Origin of the sequence: Methylocystis sp. (assembly GCF_021731785.1) — a bacterium.
In the GTDB taxonomy this organism is placed as follows: Bacteria; Pseudomonadota; Alphaproteobacteria; order Rhizobiales; family Beijerinckiaceae; genus Methylocystis.
The window spans coordinates 15,974-32,660 of record NZ_JAKFWS010000134.1 but is presented as its reverse complement, the minus strand read 5'-3'; the positions used below and the strand labels follow the sequence as shown (position 1 = coordinate 32,660).

The window sequence follows — 16,687 nt, the reverse complement described above, 5'->3', positions numbered from 1 at the left end:
GACGCCGCGCGAGCAATGCCTGCGGGAATGCGCTGCGGAGCGCGACTCCTGTCTGGCGGACGGCGGCCTGGGGTCGCAATGCATCCCCGCCTTTCGGCGCTGCCGGGAGCAGTGCCCGGCGCGGTAAGCCGCGGGCAGGGGCGGGGCTTCATTCCGGCGCTGGGCGGCGCGCCCCGGCCGGTTTCGCTTCCAAAATCGCCCGCCTTGGGGTAAGAGACGCTGCATCGCAACAACAGCCGGCGTCTTTTAGTTCCGGCCGCCCATCGGCGGCCGCTGAGGCGGCTGTTTTACCTGGCCGGCCTTTGAACATGCAGCTGCGCAATATCGCCATCATCGCCCACGTCGACCATGGCAAGACCACGCTCGTCGACCGCCTGCTCCAGCAGTCGGGCGCCTTCCGAGAGAATCAGCGCGTCGCCGAGCGCGTCATGGATTCGAACGACCTCGAAAAGGAGCGCGGCATCACCATCATGGCCAAGGCGACCTCGATCGCCTGGAAGGATGTGCGCGTCAATATCGTCGACACACCCGGCCACGCCGATTTCGGCGGCGAGGTGGAGCGTATTCTGTCCATGGTGGACGGCGCGATCGTGCTCGTCGACGCCGCCGAAGGCCCGATGCCGCAGACGAAATTCGTCGTCGGCAAGGCCTTGAAGATCGGCCTGAAGCCCATCGTCTGCGTCAACAAGGTCGACAAGCCCGACGCGCGAGTGAGCGAAGTCGTCAACGAGGTCTTCGATCTTTTCGCGGCGCTCGACGCTACCGATGAGCAACTCGACTTTCCGATCATCTACGGCTCGGCCAAGCAGGGCTGGATGGCCGAGGAGCCAGACGGCCCGCAGGACGGCATGGCGCCGCTCTTCGATCTCGTGCTCAAACATGTGCCGGCGCCCACGGTCGAAGAGGGCGGCTTCCGCATGCTCGGCACGCTGCTCGAAGCGAACCCCTATCTCGGCCGCATCATCACCGGCCGCGTTTTCGCCGGCAGCGTGAAGCCCAATCAGGCGGTAAAAGTGCTCGACCGCACCGGCAAAATCGTCGAGCAGGGTCGCGTGTCGAAGATCCTCGCCTTCCGCGGCATCGAGCGCCAGCCGATCGAAGAGGCGGAAGCCGGCGACATCGTCGCCATTGCCGGCCTCGAAAAATTCAACGTCGCCGACACGCTCTGCGCGCTTGACGTGAACGAGCCGCTGCAGGCGCAGCCGATCGACCCGCCGACGCTCTCCATGACCTTCCTCGTCAATGATAGCCCGCTGGCGGGCACGGAAGGCGACAAGGTCACGAGCCGCATGATCCGCGCGCGCCTTTACAAAGAGGCCGAGGGCAATGTCGCCCTGCGCGTCGAGGACGCGCCGATGGGCGACGCCTTCATCGTCTCGGGCCGCGGCGAATTGCAACTCGGCATCCTCATCGAGACCATGCGCCGCGAGGGCTTCGAACTCGGCGTCTCGCGCCCGAAGGTCGTCTTCAAGAAGGATGAGAGCGGCGATATCCTCGAGCCGATCGAAGAAGTCGTCATCGACGTCGACGAGGAGCATAGCGGCGTCGTCGTTCAGAAGATGAACGAGCGCAAGGCCGAGATGATCGAGATGAAGCCCTCGGGCGGCAATCGCCTGCGGCTCGTTTTCCATGCGCCGACGCGCGGCCTCATCGGCTATCAGGGCGAGCTTTTGACCGACACGCGCGGCACGGCGATCATGAACCGCCTGTTCCATGAATATGCGCCCTATAGGGGCGACATTCAGGGACGCCGCAACGGCGTGCTGATCAGTAATGATTCCGGCGAAGCCGTCGCCTACGCCATGTGGAAGCTGGAGGATCGCGGGCCGATGATGATCGAGCCCGGCTGGAAGGTCTATCGCGGCATGATCGTCGGCGAGCACACGCGCGACAATGATCTTGAGATCAATGTCTTAAAGGGCAAGCAGCTCACCAATATCCGCACCCAGTCGAAGGACGAGGCGGTGCGCCTCACCCCGCCGATCCAGATGACGCTGGAAAAGGCGCTGGCCTATATCGAGGACGACGAGCGCGTGGAAGTGACGCCGAAATCCATTCGGCTACGCAAAGTGTTTCTCGATCCGAACGACCGCAAGAAGGCGAAGGGCAAGGCCGCGCTGGTGGAGTGAATGCGGCGCGCTTCGCACCGTCATGGCCGCGCTTGTCGCGGGCATCCACGCGGCGTCGCGGGCGCGAGCAGAAGGTGCCAAGCCAAGGCTTCGGCCTACTGCAAGCCCACCGGATCGATGACGCCGCGCGGGCAGCCGGGGTCCGTCGCCGGCGCGGCGGCGATGAGGTCGGCGAGTTTGCTGTCGGGTTTAACGTCGCCGGTCAATCCGATGGTCATCTCGACAATGAGATTGCGGCCGCCGTCTCTCTTGCAGGCGACGCGCACGCGATCCGCGGCGCCGTCGCCGAAGGTCTCGTTGAACGCCGCCTTGAGTTGGTCGCGCGTGATTTCGTCGCCGATATGCGCCGCGAAAAGCTCCCGAACCTTGGAGCTATTCAGCTGCGACATCAGCGCGAGCGACCGTGCAAAATAAATTTCCGCCGCGCTTCCCGGAAAGCACGTGCCATGTTTGATCCACTCGTGCCGTTCGAGCAGCGACATCGTTCCCGGCATGACTTCCGACAGCGCGTGCCTTGTCGCGTCGGAGAGTTCAGGCTCGGGCAGGCCGTTCCACCGGTTGTCCTTATCGGCGGCGATGATGTGGCGATCGACGTTGCAATATTGTTTCCTGGGCCAGAGTCCATGCAGCGTGAAATGCGTCGCGTCGAACCGGTCGGGCTTCTGCGTTTCGCATTCCGTCTTGTCGGGCTTGCCTTCGCAAAAGGCCGGCTGCCAGCTCACGGCAAGGATGTAATCCGGCTTTTGCGCCGCCGGGCCGCCGTCATGCTCTTGCTCGCCGGGGGCTTCTTCGCCGCCGCTCCCCGGCTGGCCGCCGCCCTCAGCGAGCGTCGCCTCGCCGCATCCGACCGCGACCCACCGGCGCCCTGGATTAGCGTCGGGGACATCGATGAGATAATGCGTCGCATTCGGCTTGTTCTTGGCGAAAATGGAATAACGCCCATCTGGCTCAACGCTGATGTTGCCCGGATTGGCGCCGGTTCTGATGGATTGAAGCGCGGGACAGGACTGACGGGCGACGAAGGTTCCGGATGCGGGAGTCTCCGCCATTGCGCCTGAGGCGGCGAGCGACAATGACGAGCAAAGCAAGAAGTGAAGAGCAAATTTGCGCAAGGCGATGCCTCCAAAAAAACGCGCTGAATGGTAGCGCCGAGCGGCGTGCCTGAGCAAGCATTGCTCCCTTCGATTTCGATGAACGCGGCATTGCGGAAAGAACGAAACTTCGCCGAAGCATGGCGCATTGAAGAGCGGTGCGGGAAAAGAGGTGAAAACCACGAAGCGGGCGCCGAGGCGCAACATCTCAGCCCGTCATGGCTGGGCTTGTCCCGGCCATCCACGTCGAGGCGGCGCGGCGCTGCGAAATCTGCGGAGCGGCGCCGCGTGGATGCCCGGGACAAGGCCGGGCATGACGTGGATAGGATGCGCATCGCTTATTGCGCCGTAAGTTCGCCAAGCCTTCGTGCAAGCGCGCCAGGGTTTTTGGCGCCGACCTTCAAACGCCCGCGAGCGCCTCCCGCAACTGCGCCAAATCCTCCGGCAATTCGCTTTCAAACAGCATTTCTTCGCCGGTGACCGGATGCGCGAAGTCGAGCGTCGCGGCGTGCAGCGCCTGACGGCCCAAACGCTCGACGATTTCCCGAGCGGCGGGCGCCAGCTTCGCGACCTTGGTTTTAAACCCCGCGCCATAGGTTTTATCGCCGATCAGCGGATGGCCGATATGCGCCATATGCACGCGGATCTGATGCGTGCGGCCGGTCTCCAGCTGACAGCGCAAGAGCGCGGCGACGCCGTAATCCTCGACCTTCTGCCAATTGGTGATGGCTTCGCGCCCGCGCGATTCTGAAACCACCGCCATCTTCTCGCGCTGCGTCGCATGGCGCCCGAGCGGCGCTTGAATCGTTCCATGCGCGCGGTCGGGACCCCCCCAGACGAAGGCGAGATATTCGCGCGTTAGCGAGAGCGTGCGGCCATGATCGGCGAAGAGCCGCGACAATCCGTGATGCGCGGCGTCGGTCTTGGCGACGACCAGCAGCCCACTCGTATCCTTGTCGATGCGATGCACGATGCCGGGCTTCTTCACCCCGCCGACGCCGGAAAGACTGTCGCCGCAATGGGCGATCAGCGCATTGACCAGCGTGCCGCTCTCATGCGCGCTCGCCGGATGCACGACGAGCCCGGCTGGCTTGTCGATGACGAGAAGATGCGAATCCTCATAGACGATGTTGAGCGCAATATCTTCGCCCTGCGGTTCGGCCGGCGCCGGCTCCGGCACGACAAGCGTGACGTTGTCGCCCGGCGCGATTTTCTTCGCCGGATCGCGCGTGGTCTCGCCGCCGATCGCCGCGCGCCCCGCTTCAATCAGCGTCTTGATGCGGCTGCGCGAGAGATGCGCGGCGACGATCGCCGGCTGCTCCGCGAGAAAGCGGTCTAGCCGGACTCCGGCATGTTGCGGCGCCGCGAGAAATTCGAAGCCTGCGGTGGTTGCGTCAATATGATGCGGAGCCTTGACCGTCATTCAGCTTTTTTCCGCGCGCCGGCGCGCGCATGGTATGAGAGCCGGAAACGTAGGCGTGGCGTGCGCGAAGGGCGAAACCTTCGCATTCAGACAAAGCGTCAACGCCGCCCAGGGGAGGCCCATCCATTAGCGACGCCGAGGCTCCGTTCTGCGCCATCATCGGCGCGGGCCCCGCCGGACTTTTCGCCGCCGAGTTCCTCGCGCGCGCCGGGGCGCGCGTCGTCATCTATGAGCACAAAGCGAGCCCGGCGCGCAAATTTCTGATGGCGGGGCGCGGCGGACTGAACATCACCCACAGCGAAAGCCTGGACCGCTTCATCTCGCGCTATGGCGCCGCCGCCGCGCGGCTTGCGCCCTTCGTCCGCGCTTGGCCGCCGCAGGCGCTGCGCGACTTCTGCGCCGAGCTTGGCGAAACGACTTTCGTCGGCTCGAGCGGCCGGGTTTTCCCGGCGAGCTTCAAGGCGTCGCCGCTGCTGCGCGCCTGGCTCGCGCGACTGGCGCGATTCGGAGTCGCCATTGCGACAAGGCACGATTTCGCGGGCTTTGCCGAATCCGGGGCTCTGCGCCTCATCGGCCCCGACGGCGAATTCACCCGCAAGTTCGACGCGCTGGTTCTGGCGCTCGGCGGCGCTTCCTGGCCGCGGCTCGGCTCCGACGGCGCCTGGGCGGCGCGGCTCGGCGCGCAAGGCGTGCGAGTCACGCCGCTCGCTGCCGCCAACAGCGGCGCGCTCATCGAATGGACCGCGATCTTTCGCGACGATTTCGAAGGCCAGCCGATCAAGACGGTTCTGCTGCGCCATGGCGCATCCGCCGCGCGCGGCGACGTCGTGGTGACGCGCGGCGGACTCGAGGGCGGGCCGGTCTACGCGCTCGCCTCGCAATTGCGCGCCGCCACGCAAAAACATGGCGAGACGACGCTGGCGATCGATCTGCGTCCCGACACGACGCTGGAGTGTCTGGCGCGCAAGCTGTCGCGTCGTCCGCAAAAGCAGTCGCATGCGAATTTTTTGCGCAAAGCGGGGCTCACCAAGGCCGAGATCGGCCTTCTGCGCGAGGCGCGACCGGGCGGATTGCCGCGCGACGCCGAAACGCTGGCCGTCCTGATCAAGAACGCGCCGCTGACCGTCACCGGAGTCGCCGGTCTTGAGCGCGCCATCTCGACCGCCGGCGGGGTCTCCTTTGACGAACTCGACGACGATCTGATGCTCAAGAAGCTGCCGGGCGTTTTCGTCGCGGGCGAGATGCTCGACTATGACGCGCCGACCGGCGGCTATCTCTTGCAGGCGGCCTTCGCCACCGGGTTGGCGGCGGGGCGCGGCGCGGCCCGCTATCTCGGACTTTCGCCCGATCAGTCCGCTGCGCCGTCCGAAACGGATCAGACCGGCCTGACGCTGCGCCAGGAGCCGAACGGGCGTTCGCCGGAAACATTGAACAAATTTAGCGCATAGATTTGGGCGTCGGCGGCGGATAGCCGGCGCATTCCCCTTTAAGGCCAAGGCGCATATGCTTGCCGCCATGCTGCCTTCGCCCTTCTGGACGGAACTCTCGCTGCGCGACATGCGCGCCCTTGACCTGTCGCGCGTGATCGCCGTTCTGCCGATCGCGGCGGTGGAGCAGCATGGTCCGCATCTGCCGCTCGGGGTCGACGCGATGATCATGGAAGGGTGCGTCGAGCGCGTTGCAGCGCGACTGCCAGAAGACTTGGACGTCGTCTTTCTGCCGATCCAGAGCGTCGGCGTTTCAACCGAGCATCGCGACTTTCCCGGCACGCTGACGCTGACCAATGAGACGGCGTCGCGCCTTCTCTCCGAGATTGCCGAAAGCGTATTGCGTTCGGGCGTGACAAAGCTGGCGCTGCTCAATTCGCATGGCGGCAATTCGGCGCTCGTTTCGCAGACGGCGCTCGAGCTGCGCGCCCGCTTCGGCGCGCTCGCGGTTGTCGCCTCCTGGGCGCGCTTTGGCTATCCCGACGGACTTTTCTCGCCGGCGGAATTGCGCCACGGGATACATGGCGGCGAGATCGAGACATCGCTGATGCTCGCCTTCCGGCCGGAACTCGTCGATATGGCGCGCGCCAAGAATTTTCCGCCCGCGACGCTCGACTTCGAGCGCGATTTCGCCTGGCTGCGCGCCGATCGCCCCGCAGGTTTTGGCTGGATGGCGCAAGACCTTTCGCCTGCCGGCGCGATGGGCGACGCCTCGAAAGCCAGCGCGGCGAAGGGCGAAGCGGTGGCGGATTACTGGGCGACGGCCTTCATTGAACTGCTGCGCGACATCGAGGCGTTCGACCTTACGCGGTTGAAGAGCCTGGATGATTGAGAGCTGGATCACGCTGCATTTGGGCGCAATCGCTCACATCCAGATCACGCGATTGATCCTATAAGCTTGGAGCGCGCTTTATGCCGCCGGCGCCGTCCAGGGATAGGTCCAGGTCTCGGTGAGCGTCCGCCCGTGCGCCCGCAAAAACAGGCGAAGATCGGCGGTCTGTCCGGGCTTCACCGACACGTCGAAGAGCGCGCGGAGGCCGCCGATATGCGGGTTCGCGGCGACGCTCGCGCGCAGCATTCGTCCCGTATTGGTTGTCGCCACCGCTTCGACCTGACTGGGATCGGCGACGTAATAGGCGAGGTCGCCGCCGGCGAAATCGACGATGAATCGATGCGACTCGGGGTCAATGGGTTCAGTCGAGCCGAGCGCTCGCGCCGGCGCTTCAAAAGTGTTGACGACGACGCCATTGGGCGCAAGCCGCGGCATCTCGAGTCCTGCGGTGATTCGATAAGCGTAGACGAAGGGCGCACCGGGCGGCGGCGATTTCGCCGGGATCCAGCTCGCGACAATATTGTCGTTGGTTTCGTCGCGCGTCGGCAATTCGATAAGCTCCACCCGGCCTTCGCCCCAGTCGCCGACCGGTTCGACGAAATAGCTCGGCCGGTTTTCGTAGGCGAGGTCGAGATCCTGATAGGATTCGAAGGTCCTGTCGCGTTGCAGCAGGCCGAAGCCGCGATTGTTGGCGTCGAGAAATGATGAAATGCGCGCGCCTGGAGGATTTCCGAGCGGGCGCCAAAGCCATTCGCCTGCGCTAGTGTGAATCAGGAGCCCGTCGGAGTCATGCAATTCCGTGCGGAAACCGTCGCGCAGGCGCCGGTCGTTTTCGCCGGTCAGATACATCGACGTGAGCGGCGCGAGGCCGAGTTTCGCGCCCGATCGGCGTGGAAACAGCGTCGCCTGGATATCAAGCGTGCTTTCCTGCGCAGCGAAAAGATCGAATCTGAAGGCGCCTGTCGTAGCCTCGCCGTCGAGAAGCGCATAGAGCGTCGCGTGATTGCCGCCTTTCTCCGGCGTTTCGATCCAGAATTCGCGGAAGAACGGAAAGCTCTCGCGATCGGAGCCGGCGTCGACGCAAAGCGCCCGGGCCGACAGGCCATAATTCTGGTCGCGGCCGAGAAAGCGGAAATAGCTCGCGCCGAGGAAGGAAATCACCTCATCGTGGACATGCGGCTCGTTGACCGGAAAATGCAGGCGAAAGCCGGCGAAGCCGGTGTTGACGGGGGGCGCCTTTTCGATCTTGAGGCGGCCATAGTCGAAGAGCGCCGACGAATAGGGAATAGGCGTCGCGATGCCGTCGCGGATCGTGTTCACTGTCACTGGACGGCGATAGAGAAAGCCGAGATGAAACGTCTCCAGCCGGAAGCCGCCGTCGGCGCTGGCGAAGACGTCATGGTCGCGCCGGAAGCGAATCTCTCGCCAGGTGTCGAAGTCCAGCGCGTCGAAAGGCTCCGGCAGGCGCGAAGGAACCGCTGGGTCGAACGGCGCAAGCGCGAGATCGCGCGCCCGTTGCACCACGTTCTCGAAGCCGAACCGCGGCGTCGGGACGACGGTGGCGGCCTGCGCCGAGCATTTGAGCGCAAACTGCGCGCCGACCGCAGAGAGCGCCCCGGCGAATTGGCGCCGCGTTAATCGCCTCATTCCCGCATCCGAGCCAAGGTTTTCCGTTGTCTACAGGGACTTCTGCCTGCTGCTCTAACGCTATCGTTTCGGTTGCGCAAGAAGCGGGCGCCCTGAGGGCGCGCGATGCGACAACTTTGCCAACCTCGCCGGAAAAATAATCGCTCGCCGCAAAAACCGCTTGTCACAGCGGCAAAAGCGCGTATCTAAGTCCTTGCCCAAATCGCACGTGCCTGTGGTCGTGTGTCGGTGGGCGGGGATCCGGACAAGAGGCCGGTCAACCGCCAGCGTAAAACCGGCAGCCGGAGGCGAACCGGCGAACTCCGTCTCTGCGGAGGATCGCGACTTAAAGCAACGACGGACCGGGCTTTTTCGTCTCTGTCGACCCTCCAAAGGTCGGCGTACCGAAGAGGCTTGTCTTTCTTGCCGGGCGTGCGGATTGGGATTCTCCCCTTCCAATCGATGGCTGTCCTCGCGGAAGCGTGTGCGCTCAGGCGCGCATCATTTCGCATCGGTCAGTCTACGGCGCATCAACCAGCCGTGTGAGCGCTTGCGCTCGCGCGGCCTTGGACAGCTAAACCCAACGTTCGTCGCGTCTCCATCGCGCGCGGGCGAACGGAGTGGCGTGTCCGTTGACGCTCACGATTCTGGGCGCGGTTCGCCGCGCATGGGGGCCACAATGACCGACCGCATCCTCGAATTCCTCGCCGAGCGCCGACGCAACGGGCGCGACAACGGACCTTGCCTCGTCGTCGATCTCGACGTCGTGCGTGAAAACTATATCGGCTTCGCCAAGGCGCTGCCGGATACGCGCGTCTTCTATGCGGTGAAGGCCAATCCTGCGCCGGAAGTGCTCTCGTTGCTCGCTTCGCTCGGCTCGTGCTTCGATACGGCTTCGGTCGTCGAGATCGAGCAGGCGCTCGCGGCCGGCGCGCCGTCGGATCGAATCAGCTTCGGCAACACGATCAAGAAGGAGCGCGACGTCGCGCGCGCCTATGCGCTGGGCGTTCGGCTGTTCGCGGTCGACTGCGAGGCGGAAGTCGAAAAGATCGCGCGCGTCGCGCCGGGCTCCAAGGTCTTCTGCCGCATTCTGTGCGACGGCTCCGGCGCCGAATGGCCCCTGTCGCGCAAGTTCGGCTGCGTCCCCGAGATGGCGACGGGCGTCCTGGAACATGCGCATCGATTGGGCCTTAACGCCTATGGCGTGTCGTTCCACGTCGGCTCGCAGCAGACGAATCCGCGCATGTGGGACGGCGCGCTGCAGTCCGCGGCAGACATTTTCCGCGAACTCGCGGAGCGCGGAATCAATTTGCAGATGGTCAATCTCGGCGGCGGCTTTCCGACGAAATACCTAAAGAACGTGCCGGCAGTGAAGCAATACGGCGCCGCCATCTTCCGCGCGCTCTCGAAGCATTTCGGCAACCGCATTCCCGAAACGATCATCGAGCCGGGCCGCGGCATGGTCGGCAACGCCGGGCTGATCGAAGCGGAAGTCGTGCTGATCTCGAAGAAGTCCGCAGAAGACAGCGAAATCCGCTGGGTCTATCTCGACATCGGCAAGTTCAACGGGCTCGCCGAGACGACCGACGAGATGATCCGCTATCCGATTCGAACGCCGGCGGACGGCGCCCCGACGAGTCCGTGCGTCATCGCCGGCCCGAGCTGCGACAGCGTCGACGTGCTCTACGAGAAGCAGCCCTATCAGCTGCCGATCTCGCTCGAGATCGGCGCGAAGGTGCTGATCGAAGGAACCGGAGCCTATACGACGACCTACTCCGCCGTGGGCTTCAACGGCTTCCCGCCGCTCGAGACTCATGTGATCTGAGCGGCGCTCACCCTCTCCCGTTCGCGGAAAAGGGTGTCACGCGGAACGCGTGACGGGTGAGGGCCCTCATCCGACCCTCGCTGAAGCGAGGGCCACCTTCTCCCGCAAGCGGGAGAAGGATTCGCCTCACACTACTGTCAGTCCCGTTCGGCGGGCGCGTCATGCGCCAGGCGCGAGGGTCGCTTGTCCTTCTTGAGGGGAGGAAAAGATGGCCTTTGAACTTGTATGCCCCGATCAAGCCCCTGCGCCGCTCATCGCGCCGGTCGCGCTCGCCCCTTCGGCGTTTGCGATTCGCGACGAAGCGCCGAGCGATGTAGACGCTCGCGAATCCCTGCTCGACGACGCCTTTGGTCCCGCGCGATTCCTGAAGACCTGTCAGCGGCTGCGCGTCGGATCGGTGCCGGCGCCGGGTCTCGCGCTGGTGGCGACCGACAATGACGGCGCGCTCATCGGCACGCTGCGGCTGTGGCCGGTTCGCGCCGGCGGCCGTGCGGCGCTGCTGCTTGGTCCTCTCGCCGTCGCGGCGGAGCATCGCGCGCTCGGGATCGGCCGGGCGCTGATCGAAGAATCGCTCGCCCGCGCCGCTGAGTTGGGCCATCGCGCCGTGCTGCTCGTCGGCGACGCCCCTTACTATGCGCGCTTTGGTTTCGAGCGGCGGTTCACGGAGCGCCTGACGATGCCGGGTCCGGTCGAGCGCGCGCGTTTTCTCGGATTGGAGCTTGTCGGAGGGGCGCTAAACGGCGCGCAGGGGCGCGTGCTTCCGGCGTTTGCGCCCGCGCTCGACTTGCCGCAGGCGGCTTAGAGCGCTTCCGGATCGCATGGAACATGTGATCGATAGGGAATCGCTCAAAAATGGAATGTTGGAGCAGGTTCTCATCGAAAAGGTCCTGCAACCTTTTTGGAGCCTGCTCGACGCTCACCAATAGGCGAGAATGCCGCGCGCGAGCGGATAGGAGAGGCCGGCGCCCAGCGCGACGCCGGCGGCGACGTCGCTTGGATAGTGATGCGCCGTGGCGATTCGCGACCAGGCCATCGACAGCAGGAGCAGGCCCGCCGAAAGCGTCGTCGCCGGCCAGGCGATGACGATGGGCGCGAGCACGCCGGTCAGCGTCATCGCATGGCCGCTCGGAAAAGAGTGATCGTCGAGCGTGCGCAACAGCGAGGGCAGCCGCGGATCGGTCTGGAAGGGGCGTTTGCGTCCGAAACGCCGCTTGATAAGCGGATAGAGCATGTGCAAGAGCGCCGCGTTCAATCCCGCGAGCGCCGCGACATGCATCCCCTGCCAGCCGAGTCCGATGAGGACGATCGGCGCGAGGATAAGATAGATCCAGCCATTGCCGAGCTTGCTGATGGCGATGGCGAGGAATTTGCCGAGCGCCGAACGCGCCGTACGCGAAAAGAGATGAACCGTCGCTAGGTCCAGTGCGATGAGGCGTTGACCCCATGTGGCGGCGGCGACGGCGGCGGCTGTTTGCGGCTCCGATGACGCGTCTCGCGTCAGCTTCGCCAGCTGGTCCGATGTGAACGCCATGACGCAAGGCTACGCGCGTGAGGCTGCGGTTTCGCGACGCGGAGGCTGCGTTTCGATGACGGTGAGATAGAGGTTGCATGACGGTAATGTGATGTTTGCGTGACGGCGCTAGGCCGGCGCGTGTTTGGCGAAGGCGTTCCGAAAGACGGCGTCGAAGGCGTCGGCGTCGACGTTGACTGTTTCGATCGCCGCGCCGTCTTCGGCGACGCCGGAAAAGCGATATTGCGGGTCTGAGAATTCGAAACCTTCGTCGTCTTCGGCGCTCTCATAGGGCAGCGCGATTTCGACCATCAACTGTCGCTTCAACGACAGCGCGCGGCCGACAACTGCGTCGATGCGGCCGTCCTCGCTGCTGAAATAGCCGTCGAGGATAATCAGGCAGACGTCGGCGTTTGGCGCTTCGTCCTCCAGCCATTGCAGCGCCGCCTCGACGCTTTCGGCGATGTCGATCTTGCCGGCCTCGCTGACGACGAATTGCTGCGGCCGGTCGACGCCGGCGTTGGACCGCGCCACGCCGAAGGGCGTCAGCGTTTGTCCGCGCGCCAGCGTGGTGACGGCGTTGGCGAAGGCCTCGCCGGCCAAAGCGGCGATCGAGTCATGAGGAGTCGGCTCAGCGTCAATGCTCATGACATTCTTCTCCGAGCGACCAGCGTCTCAACAGATCGAAGCGAGCCGCTTCGATATCGTCACAACGCTTTCGTCGCCTCTCTCAGCCATCTGCGCGTCTTGGCGTCGACAAGCGGCAACAGCGTTCTGCGCACCTTGGCGTGATAGGCGTTAAGCCAGTCGATCTCTTCCGGCGTCAGCAATTTCGGCTCGACGCAATTCAAGTCGAAAGGCGCAAGCGTGATGGTCTCGAACCCATACATTTCGCGTTCGGCGCCCTTGATCTCGCGTTTCTCGACAATGACGAGATTTTCAAGCCGGATCCCATACTCGCCGGCGCGATAATAGCCAGGCTCGTTCGACAGGATCATGCCCGGCTGCAACGGCGTCGCGCCGAGCTTCGAAATGCGCTGCGGCCCCTCGTGCACCGAGAGGTAAGCGCCGACGCCGTGTCCCGTGCCGTGATCGAAATCGAGGCCCGCCTCCCACAGCGCGCGGCGTGCGAAAGCGTCGAGCTGCGCGCCGGAGACGCCTTTGGGGAACACCGCGCGGGCGATGGCGATATGGCCCTTGAGCACGCGGGTGAAATGTTCGCGCAGCTGTTTCGACGCGGGCCCGACGACGAGCGTGCGCGTCACGTCGGTGGTGCCGTCGAGATATTGCGCGCCGGAATCGACGAGATAGACGCCGCGGCCGATGTTGAGATTGCTTTTTTCGGTCACGCGATAATGCGGGATCGCCGCATGTTCGCGGAAGGCGGAGATGGTCGGGAAGGAAATGTCGCGCAGGTCGCCGTTCTCGCGGCGGAAGGTTTCGAGCGCTTGCGCCGCGGAAATTTCCGTCAATCCGCCCCTCGGCGCGGCTTCAGCGAACCAGGCGAGAAAGCGCGTCAGCGCCGCGCCGTCGCGAATATGCGCTGCGCGCGCGCCGGCGAGTTCCGTTTCGTTCTTGATCGCTTTGGGCAGCGTCGCCGGATCGTCGGCAAGACGCGGCTTGCCGCCGGCCGCGCGCAAGGTTTCGACGAGCTTCGCCGGCGCCGTCGCCGAATCGAACAGGATCGTCGCGCCGCGCTTGCCGGCCTCGACGAGATCGTCAATGAGCGATTCGGGCGCTTTCAGGTCGAGAAATTTTTGAAGCGCCGCGCGCGTCGTCGGCGCGAGCTTCGCGCCGTCGATATAAAGCGCCGGCGCGCCTTCTTTCGGCAGCAGGGCGAAGCACAGCGCGATCGGCGTATGCGCCACATCGGCGCCGCGAATGTTGAAGGCCCAGCAGATCGCATGCGGATCGGACATCAGCGCGGCGTCGGCGTCCTTCAGCGCCGCGCGCAGCTTCTTGATCTTGGCGCCGGCGCTCTCGCCGGCGTAACGCGCCGGATGGATCGTCACCGCGCCTTTCGGCTCGGCGGGACGGTCGGTCCAAAGCGCGTCGATCGGATTTATGTCGAGCGGGACGAGTTCGATCTTCTTTTCGGCGAGCGTCTTCGTGAAGCGCTCGATCTGCGCGCTGGCATGCACCCACGGGTCATAGCCGATGCGCGCGCCTTCCTTGGCGTGTTCGCTGACCCAAACGGCGGGCGTCTTCTCGGCGATGTCGAGCGGCTTGAACAGCTTGGCGTCGATCTCGCCGCGCACCTGAATGACGTAGCGGCCGTCGATGAAGATCGCCGCCTCCTTCTCCAGCACCACGGCGAAGCCGGCGGAGCCGGTGAAGCCCGTGAGCCAGGCGAGCCGCTCGGCGCATTTGGGCACATATTCATTTTGATGCGCGTCGGCGCGCGGCACGAGAAAGCCGTCGAGCCCCTGCCGCTTCAGTTCAGCGCGCAGCGCTTTGAGGCGCGCCGCGCCGTCGCCGCGCGAGGCGTCGTCGGCGAAGGTCTGGAATTTCGCTTCGAACATCCGCACAACCTATGCACGTAACGCGCGATGGGCAATGGCTCGAACGATCCTCCTCCCCAACCCTCCGCTTCGCGGGGGAGAGAGCAGAATGCGGGCCTGCGAGCATGTTGCGCGTTGGCGAAGAGGCGTTGCGGCTCGGAGCGTTCCCTCTCCCACTTCCGCGGGGAAGGCGCAGGGAGGACGCTAGCCAACTCCGCCGCGCCTCAGCACCAGCGTCGCCCAGCCGTCGATGTCGCGCCGCTCGAAAAGGAAAAAGCCCTGGGCGCGATAGGCGTCGAGCACGCCGCCAACGTCGCGCGCCAGCAGTCCTGAAAGCACAAGCTCGGCGCCGGGCGCCGCGGCGCCCGCGATCTCGGGCGCAAGCAGGCGCAAAGGCCTCGCCAATATATTGGCGAAGATCAGATCATATTCGCCTTGTAGCGCCGCATGCCGCAGCCCCGTCGCGACGACGGGCCGCACATAGGGGCCGGCGCGATTGGCGCTTGCGTTGGCGCGCGCCGTCGCGACCGCGACGGGATCGATGTCGCCGCAGGCGATGCGCTGGCGGAATAGGCGGGCGCTTGCGATGGCAAGCACGCCCGTGCCGGTTCCGACGTCGAGAATCCGCGTCGGGCGCCGGCGCTTGGCGATTCGTTCCAGCGCCTTGAGGCAGCCCAGCGTCGTGCCGTGATGGCCGGTGCCGAAGGCGAGCGCGGCCTCGATTTCAACGCCGATGTCGTTTGCGCGCCGCCGCGCTCGGTCATGCGCGCCATGCACGAGGACGCGGCCGGCGCGCACCGGGGCCAGTCCGGCGAGAGCGTTTTCGACCCAATCCTGCTCGGCGACGGTCGAGAAGCGCACGGCTCGCGCCGTTTCGGCGTCTGTGGCCGCTTCGATCAGCGCGCGAATCAGCGCCTCGTCGGGCGCATCGGCGAAATAGACTTCCAGCGACCATTGCGGCCCGCCGTCCAGCTCGAAGGCGGCGGCGGCGGTTTCGGTCGGATCGAAGGTCTCGACGATGAGGTCGGCGACGGCGCGGGCGCGCTTTTCGTCGCAATCGAGGCGCAGCATGTGGCTGGCGTTGTTGGGCGGAAGGCCTTCAATCATGAGGGCGCTTAGCACGGGGCCGGCCCGCGCGTCACCTTTCGCCGGGCCGGCTCGACCTATATTGTCGCGCCCTCGACGGCCCTATGAATTGAAGGCGTGAATGACCGAAAGACTTTCGATTTGTCTCATCGGACCCAAGAAGGGCGGCAAGTCGTCGCTGCTCGCCTCGCTCGTCGATTGCGTCGCGCAGAGCGCGTTTGGCTATTCGCCGCGCCTGCGCCCGGGGCTGCAGCCCGTCACCGAGGCGGAATTCTACGCCGAGGGCGTCGAGCCCAAGAAGGCCGATCTGCTCTCGGTCGAACAGGGCGACTATGAGCGGCTGCGGCGCGACTTCGCCGAGGGCGGCGTCGCCACCGACACGCTCGACACTTATGAGTATCGCTTCCGCCTGACGGTGAATGGCGAAGCGCCGCCGGCGGTCGTGTTGCGCGGACCATGGCTGCTCGAAATTATCGATTCGGCGGGCGAGATCGCCGTGCCGCCCGACGGTGCCGAAGTGGCGATTTTAAACGACGTCAAAGCGAAGCTCGCCAAACAGATGCTTGACGCGGAGTCGGTCATCATCGTGCTGCCGCTGGTGCGGCTGGAAGATTCCGGCTGGTCCGGCAATCTGGCGCGTCTAATCGATCGGCTGGCGCTGGCGCCAGAAAAGAAGCTGAAGCGGCTTGTCGTCGTCTTCTCGCAATATGAGCGATTGTTCGCGCGGCTCGGGCCGAGCGCCTTCACCTACGCCTGCGATCCTGCGGTCGCATTGCACGTCTTGCGCAAATCGCTGCGCACCGTGCAATGGCTGGACCGCCTGCGCGCCATGGAAACGCCCGACGGCGGCGGCGTAGCGGTGCGCTTCACGGTGTGCTCGGCCTATGGCTTCGTCAAGCGCTTTCAAAACCCCAACATCGATCCGCATCAACCCGGCGAGCGCCGGTTTCGCCGCGCCGGCCTCGAAGGCGCCCGCGCCTACAATGAATATTGGCGGCCGTTTCTCACCGCCGAGCCGTTTCTCTACGCCGCGCTCGGGCACGACAGCGCCTTCACCTTCTCCTATGCGCAACTCGACGCCCGCCTCGAGGAGAGCGCCTGAAAAAACATTGAAAAAGCCAATTCCCTTGGGCCGGGGACTTGCCGCCGACTTCATTTTCCGCGCGTCAATCCCTGA

General features: G+C 65.0%; 13 protein-coding genes. 6 read left to right on the top strand and 7 right to left on the bottom strand.

Features of this window, described 5'->3' with window-relative positions:
• The first annotated feature begins 308 nt into the window (after nucleotides 1-308).
• Nucleotides 309-2,129 (top strand): translational GTPase TypA, encoded by a 1,821-nt coding sequence (typA, locus tag QZ964_RS18395; RefSeq protein WP_292533387.1) that lies wholly within the window; start codon nucleotides 309-311, stop codon nucleotides 2,127-2,129.
• Between the two features lie 95 nt (nucleotides 2,130-2,224).
• Here typA and QZ964_RS18390 read toward each other — a convergent pair whose 3' ends face one another.
• Together QZ964_RS18390 and QZ964_RS18385 are read right to left on the bottom strand one after the other, a co-directional pair.
• On the bottom strand, nucleotides 2,225-3,241 hold the full coding sequence (locus tag QZ964_RS18390) for a ribonuclease T (protein ID WP_292533386.1): 1,017 nt from the start codon (nucleotides 3,239-3,241) through the stop codon (nucleotides 2,225-2,227).
• Nucleotides 3,242-3,620: 379 nt separating this feature from the next.
• Nucleotides 3,621-4,643, bottom strand: coding sequence for an RluA family pseudouridine synthase (locus tag QZ964_RS18385; protein ID WP_292533384.1), 1,023 nt, complete (start codon nucleotides 4,641-4,643; stop codon nucleotides 3,621-3,623).
• 125 nt (nucleotides 4,644-4,768) lie between these two features.
• On the opposite strand from QZ964_RS18385, the gene QZ964_RS18380 reads away from it, so the two are divergent.
• Nucleotides 4,769-6,091, top strand: a complete 1,323-nt coding sequence (locus QZ964_RS18380; RefSeq protein ID WP_292533388.1) for a TIGR03862 family flavoprotein — start codon at nucleotides 4,769-4,771, stop codon at nucleotides 6,089-6,091.
• A 55-nt stretch (nucleotides 6,092-6,146) separates the two neighbouring features.
• On the top strand, nucleotides 6,147-6,962 hold the full coding sequence (locus tag QZ964_RS18375) for a creatininase family protein (RefSeq protein WP_292533382.1): 816 nt from the start codon (nucleotides 6,147-6,149) through the stop codon (nucleotides 6,960-6,962).
• 78 nt (nucleotides 6,963-7,040) lie between these two features.
• Here the strand turns inward: QZ964_RS18375 and QZ964_RS18370 are convergent, their stop codons facing one another.
• On the bottom strand, nucleotides 7,041-8,609 hold the full coding sequence (locus tag QZ964_RS18370) for a glucan biosynthesis protein (protein ID WP_292533380.1): 1,569 nt from the start codon (nucleotides 8,607-8,609) through the stop codon (nucleotides 7,041-7,043).
• 658 nt (nucleotides 8,610-9,267) lie between these two features.
• Between QZ964_RS18370 and QZ964_RS18365 the strand changes: the two genes are divergently transcribed.
• On the top strand, nucleotides 9,268-10,413 hold the full coding sequence (locus QZ964_RS18365) for a type III PLP-dependent enzyme (protein ID WP_292533379.1): 1,146 nt from the start codon (nucleotides 9,268-9,270) through the stop codon (nucleotides 10,411-10,413).
• Between the two features lie 208 nt (nucleotides 10,414-10,621).
• The gene (locus QZ964_RS18360; protein ID WP_292533377.1) at nucleotides 10,622-11,215 is read left to right on the top strand and encodes a GNAT family N-acetyltransferase; all 594 of its coding nucleotides are present in this window, start codon (nucleotides 10,622-10,624) and stop codon (nucleotides 11,213-11,215) included.
• 114 nt (nucleotides 11,216-11,329) lie between these two features.
• Here the strand turns inward: QZ964_RS18360 and QZ964_RS18355 are convergent, their stop codons facing one another.
• From QZ964_RS18355 to QZ964_RS18340, 4 genes are all read right to left on the bottom strand, one after another.
• On the bottom strand, nucleotides 11,330-11,944 hold the full coding sequence (locus tag QZ964_RS18355) for a phosphatase PAP2 family protein (protein ID WP_292533375.1): 615 nt from the start codon (nucleotides 11,942-11,944) through the stop codon (nucleotides 11,330-11,332).
• 108 nt (nucleotides 11,945-12,052) lie between these two features.
• The gene (locus tag QZ964_RS18350) at nucleotides 12,053-12,571 is read right to left on the bottom strand and encodes a hypothetical protein (protein WP_292533373.1); all 519 of its coding nucleotides are present in this window, start codon (nucleotides 12,569-12,571) and stop codon (nucleotides 12,053-12,055) included.
• A 59-nt stretch (nucleotides 12,572-12,630) separates the two neighbouring features.
• Nucleotides 12,631-14,445, bottom strand: a complete 1,815-nt coding sequence (locus QZ964_RS18345) for an aminopeptidase P family protein (protein ID WP_292533371.1) — start codon at nucleotides 14,443-14,445, stop codon at nucleotides 12,631-12,633.
• Between the two features lie 183 nt (nucleotides 14,446-14,628).
• Complete coding sequence (locus QZ964_RS18340) at nucleotides 14,629-15,531, bottom strand: 50S ribosomal protein L11 methyltransferase (protein WP_292533369.1); 903 nt, start codon at nucleotides 15,529-15,531, stop codon at nucleotides 14,629-14,631.
• A 100-nt stretch (nucleotides 15,532-15,631) separates the two neighbouring features.
• Here QZ964_RS18340 and QZ964_RS18335 point away from each other — a divergent pair, with 100 nt between their 5' ends.
• Nucleotides 15,632-16,612, top strand: coding sequence for a hypothetical protein (locus QZ964_RS18335; RefSeq protein ID WP_292533368.1), 981 nt, complete (start codon nucleotides 15,632-15,634; stop codon nucleotides 16,610-16,612).
• The last annotated feature ends 75 nt before the right edge of the window (nucleotides 16,613-16,687 follow it).

What these genes read in the sequence shown, in the direction of transcription:
- QZ964_RS18365 (WP_292533379.1), top strand. Translation starts at nt 9,268, where the DNA reads ATGACCGACCGCATCCTCGAATTCCTCGCCGAGCGCCGACGCAACGGG.
- QZ964_RS18355 (WP_292533375.1), bottom strand. Translation starts at nt 11,944, where the DNA reads ATGGCGTTCACATCGGACCAGCTGGCGAAGCTGACGCGAGACGCGTCA.
- QZ964_RS18335 (WP_292533368.1), top strand. Translation starts at nt 15,632, where the DNA reads ATGACCGAAAGACTTTCGATTTGTCTCATCGGACCCAAGAAGGGCGGC.
- typA (WP_292533387.1), top strand. Translation starts at nt 309, where the DNA reads ATGCAGCTGCGCAATATCGCCATCATCGCCCACGTCGACCATGGCAAG.
- QZ964_RS18375 (WP_292533382.1), top strand. Translation starts at nt 6,147, where the DNA reads ATGCTTGCCGCCATGCTGCCTTCGCCCTTCTGGACGGAACTCTCGCTG.
- QZ964_RS18385 (WP_292533384.1), bottom strand. Translation starts at nt 4,643, where the DNA reads ATGACGGTCAAGGCTCCGCATCATATTGACGCAACCACCGCAGGCTTC.
- QZ964_RS18360 (WP_292533377.1), top strand. Translation starts at nt 10,622, where the DNA reads ATGGCCTTTGAACTTGTATGCCCCGATCAAGCCCCTGCGCCGCTCATC.
- QZ964_RS18370 (WP_292533380.1), bottom strand. Translation starts at nt 8,609, where the DNA reads ATGAGGCGATTAACGCGGCGCCAATTCGCCGGGGCGCTCTCTGCGGTC.
- QZ964_RS18345 (WP_292533371.1), bottom strand. Translation starts at nt 14,445, where the DNA reads ATGTTCGAAGCGAAATTCCAGACCTTCGCCGACGACGCCTCGCGCGGC.
- QZ964_RS18350 (WP_292533373.1), bottom strand. Translation starts at nt 12,571, where the DNA reads ATGAGCATTGACGCTGAGCCGACTCCTCATGACTCGATCGCCGCTTTG.
- QZ964_RS18340 (WP_292533369.1), bottom strand. Translation starts at nt 15,531, where the DNA reads ATGATTGAAGGCCTTCCGCCCAACAACGCCAGCCACATGCTGCGCCTC.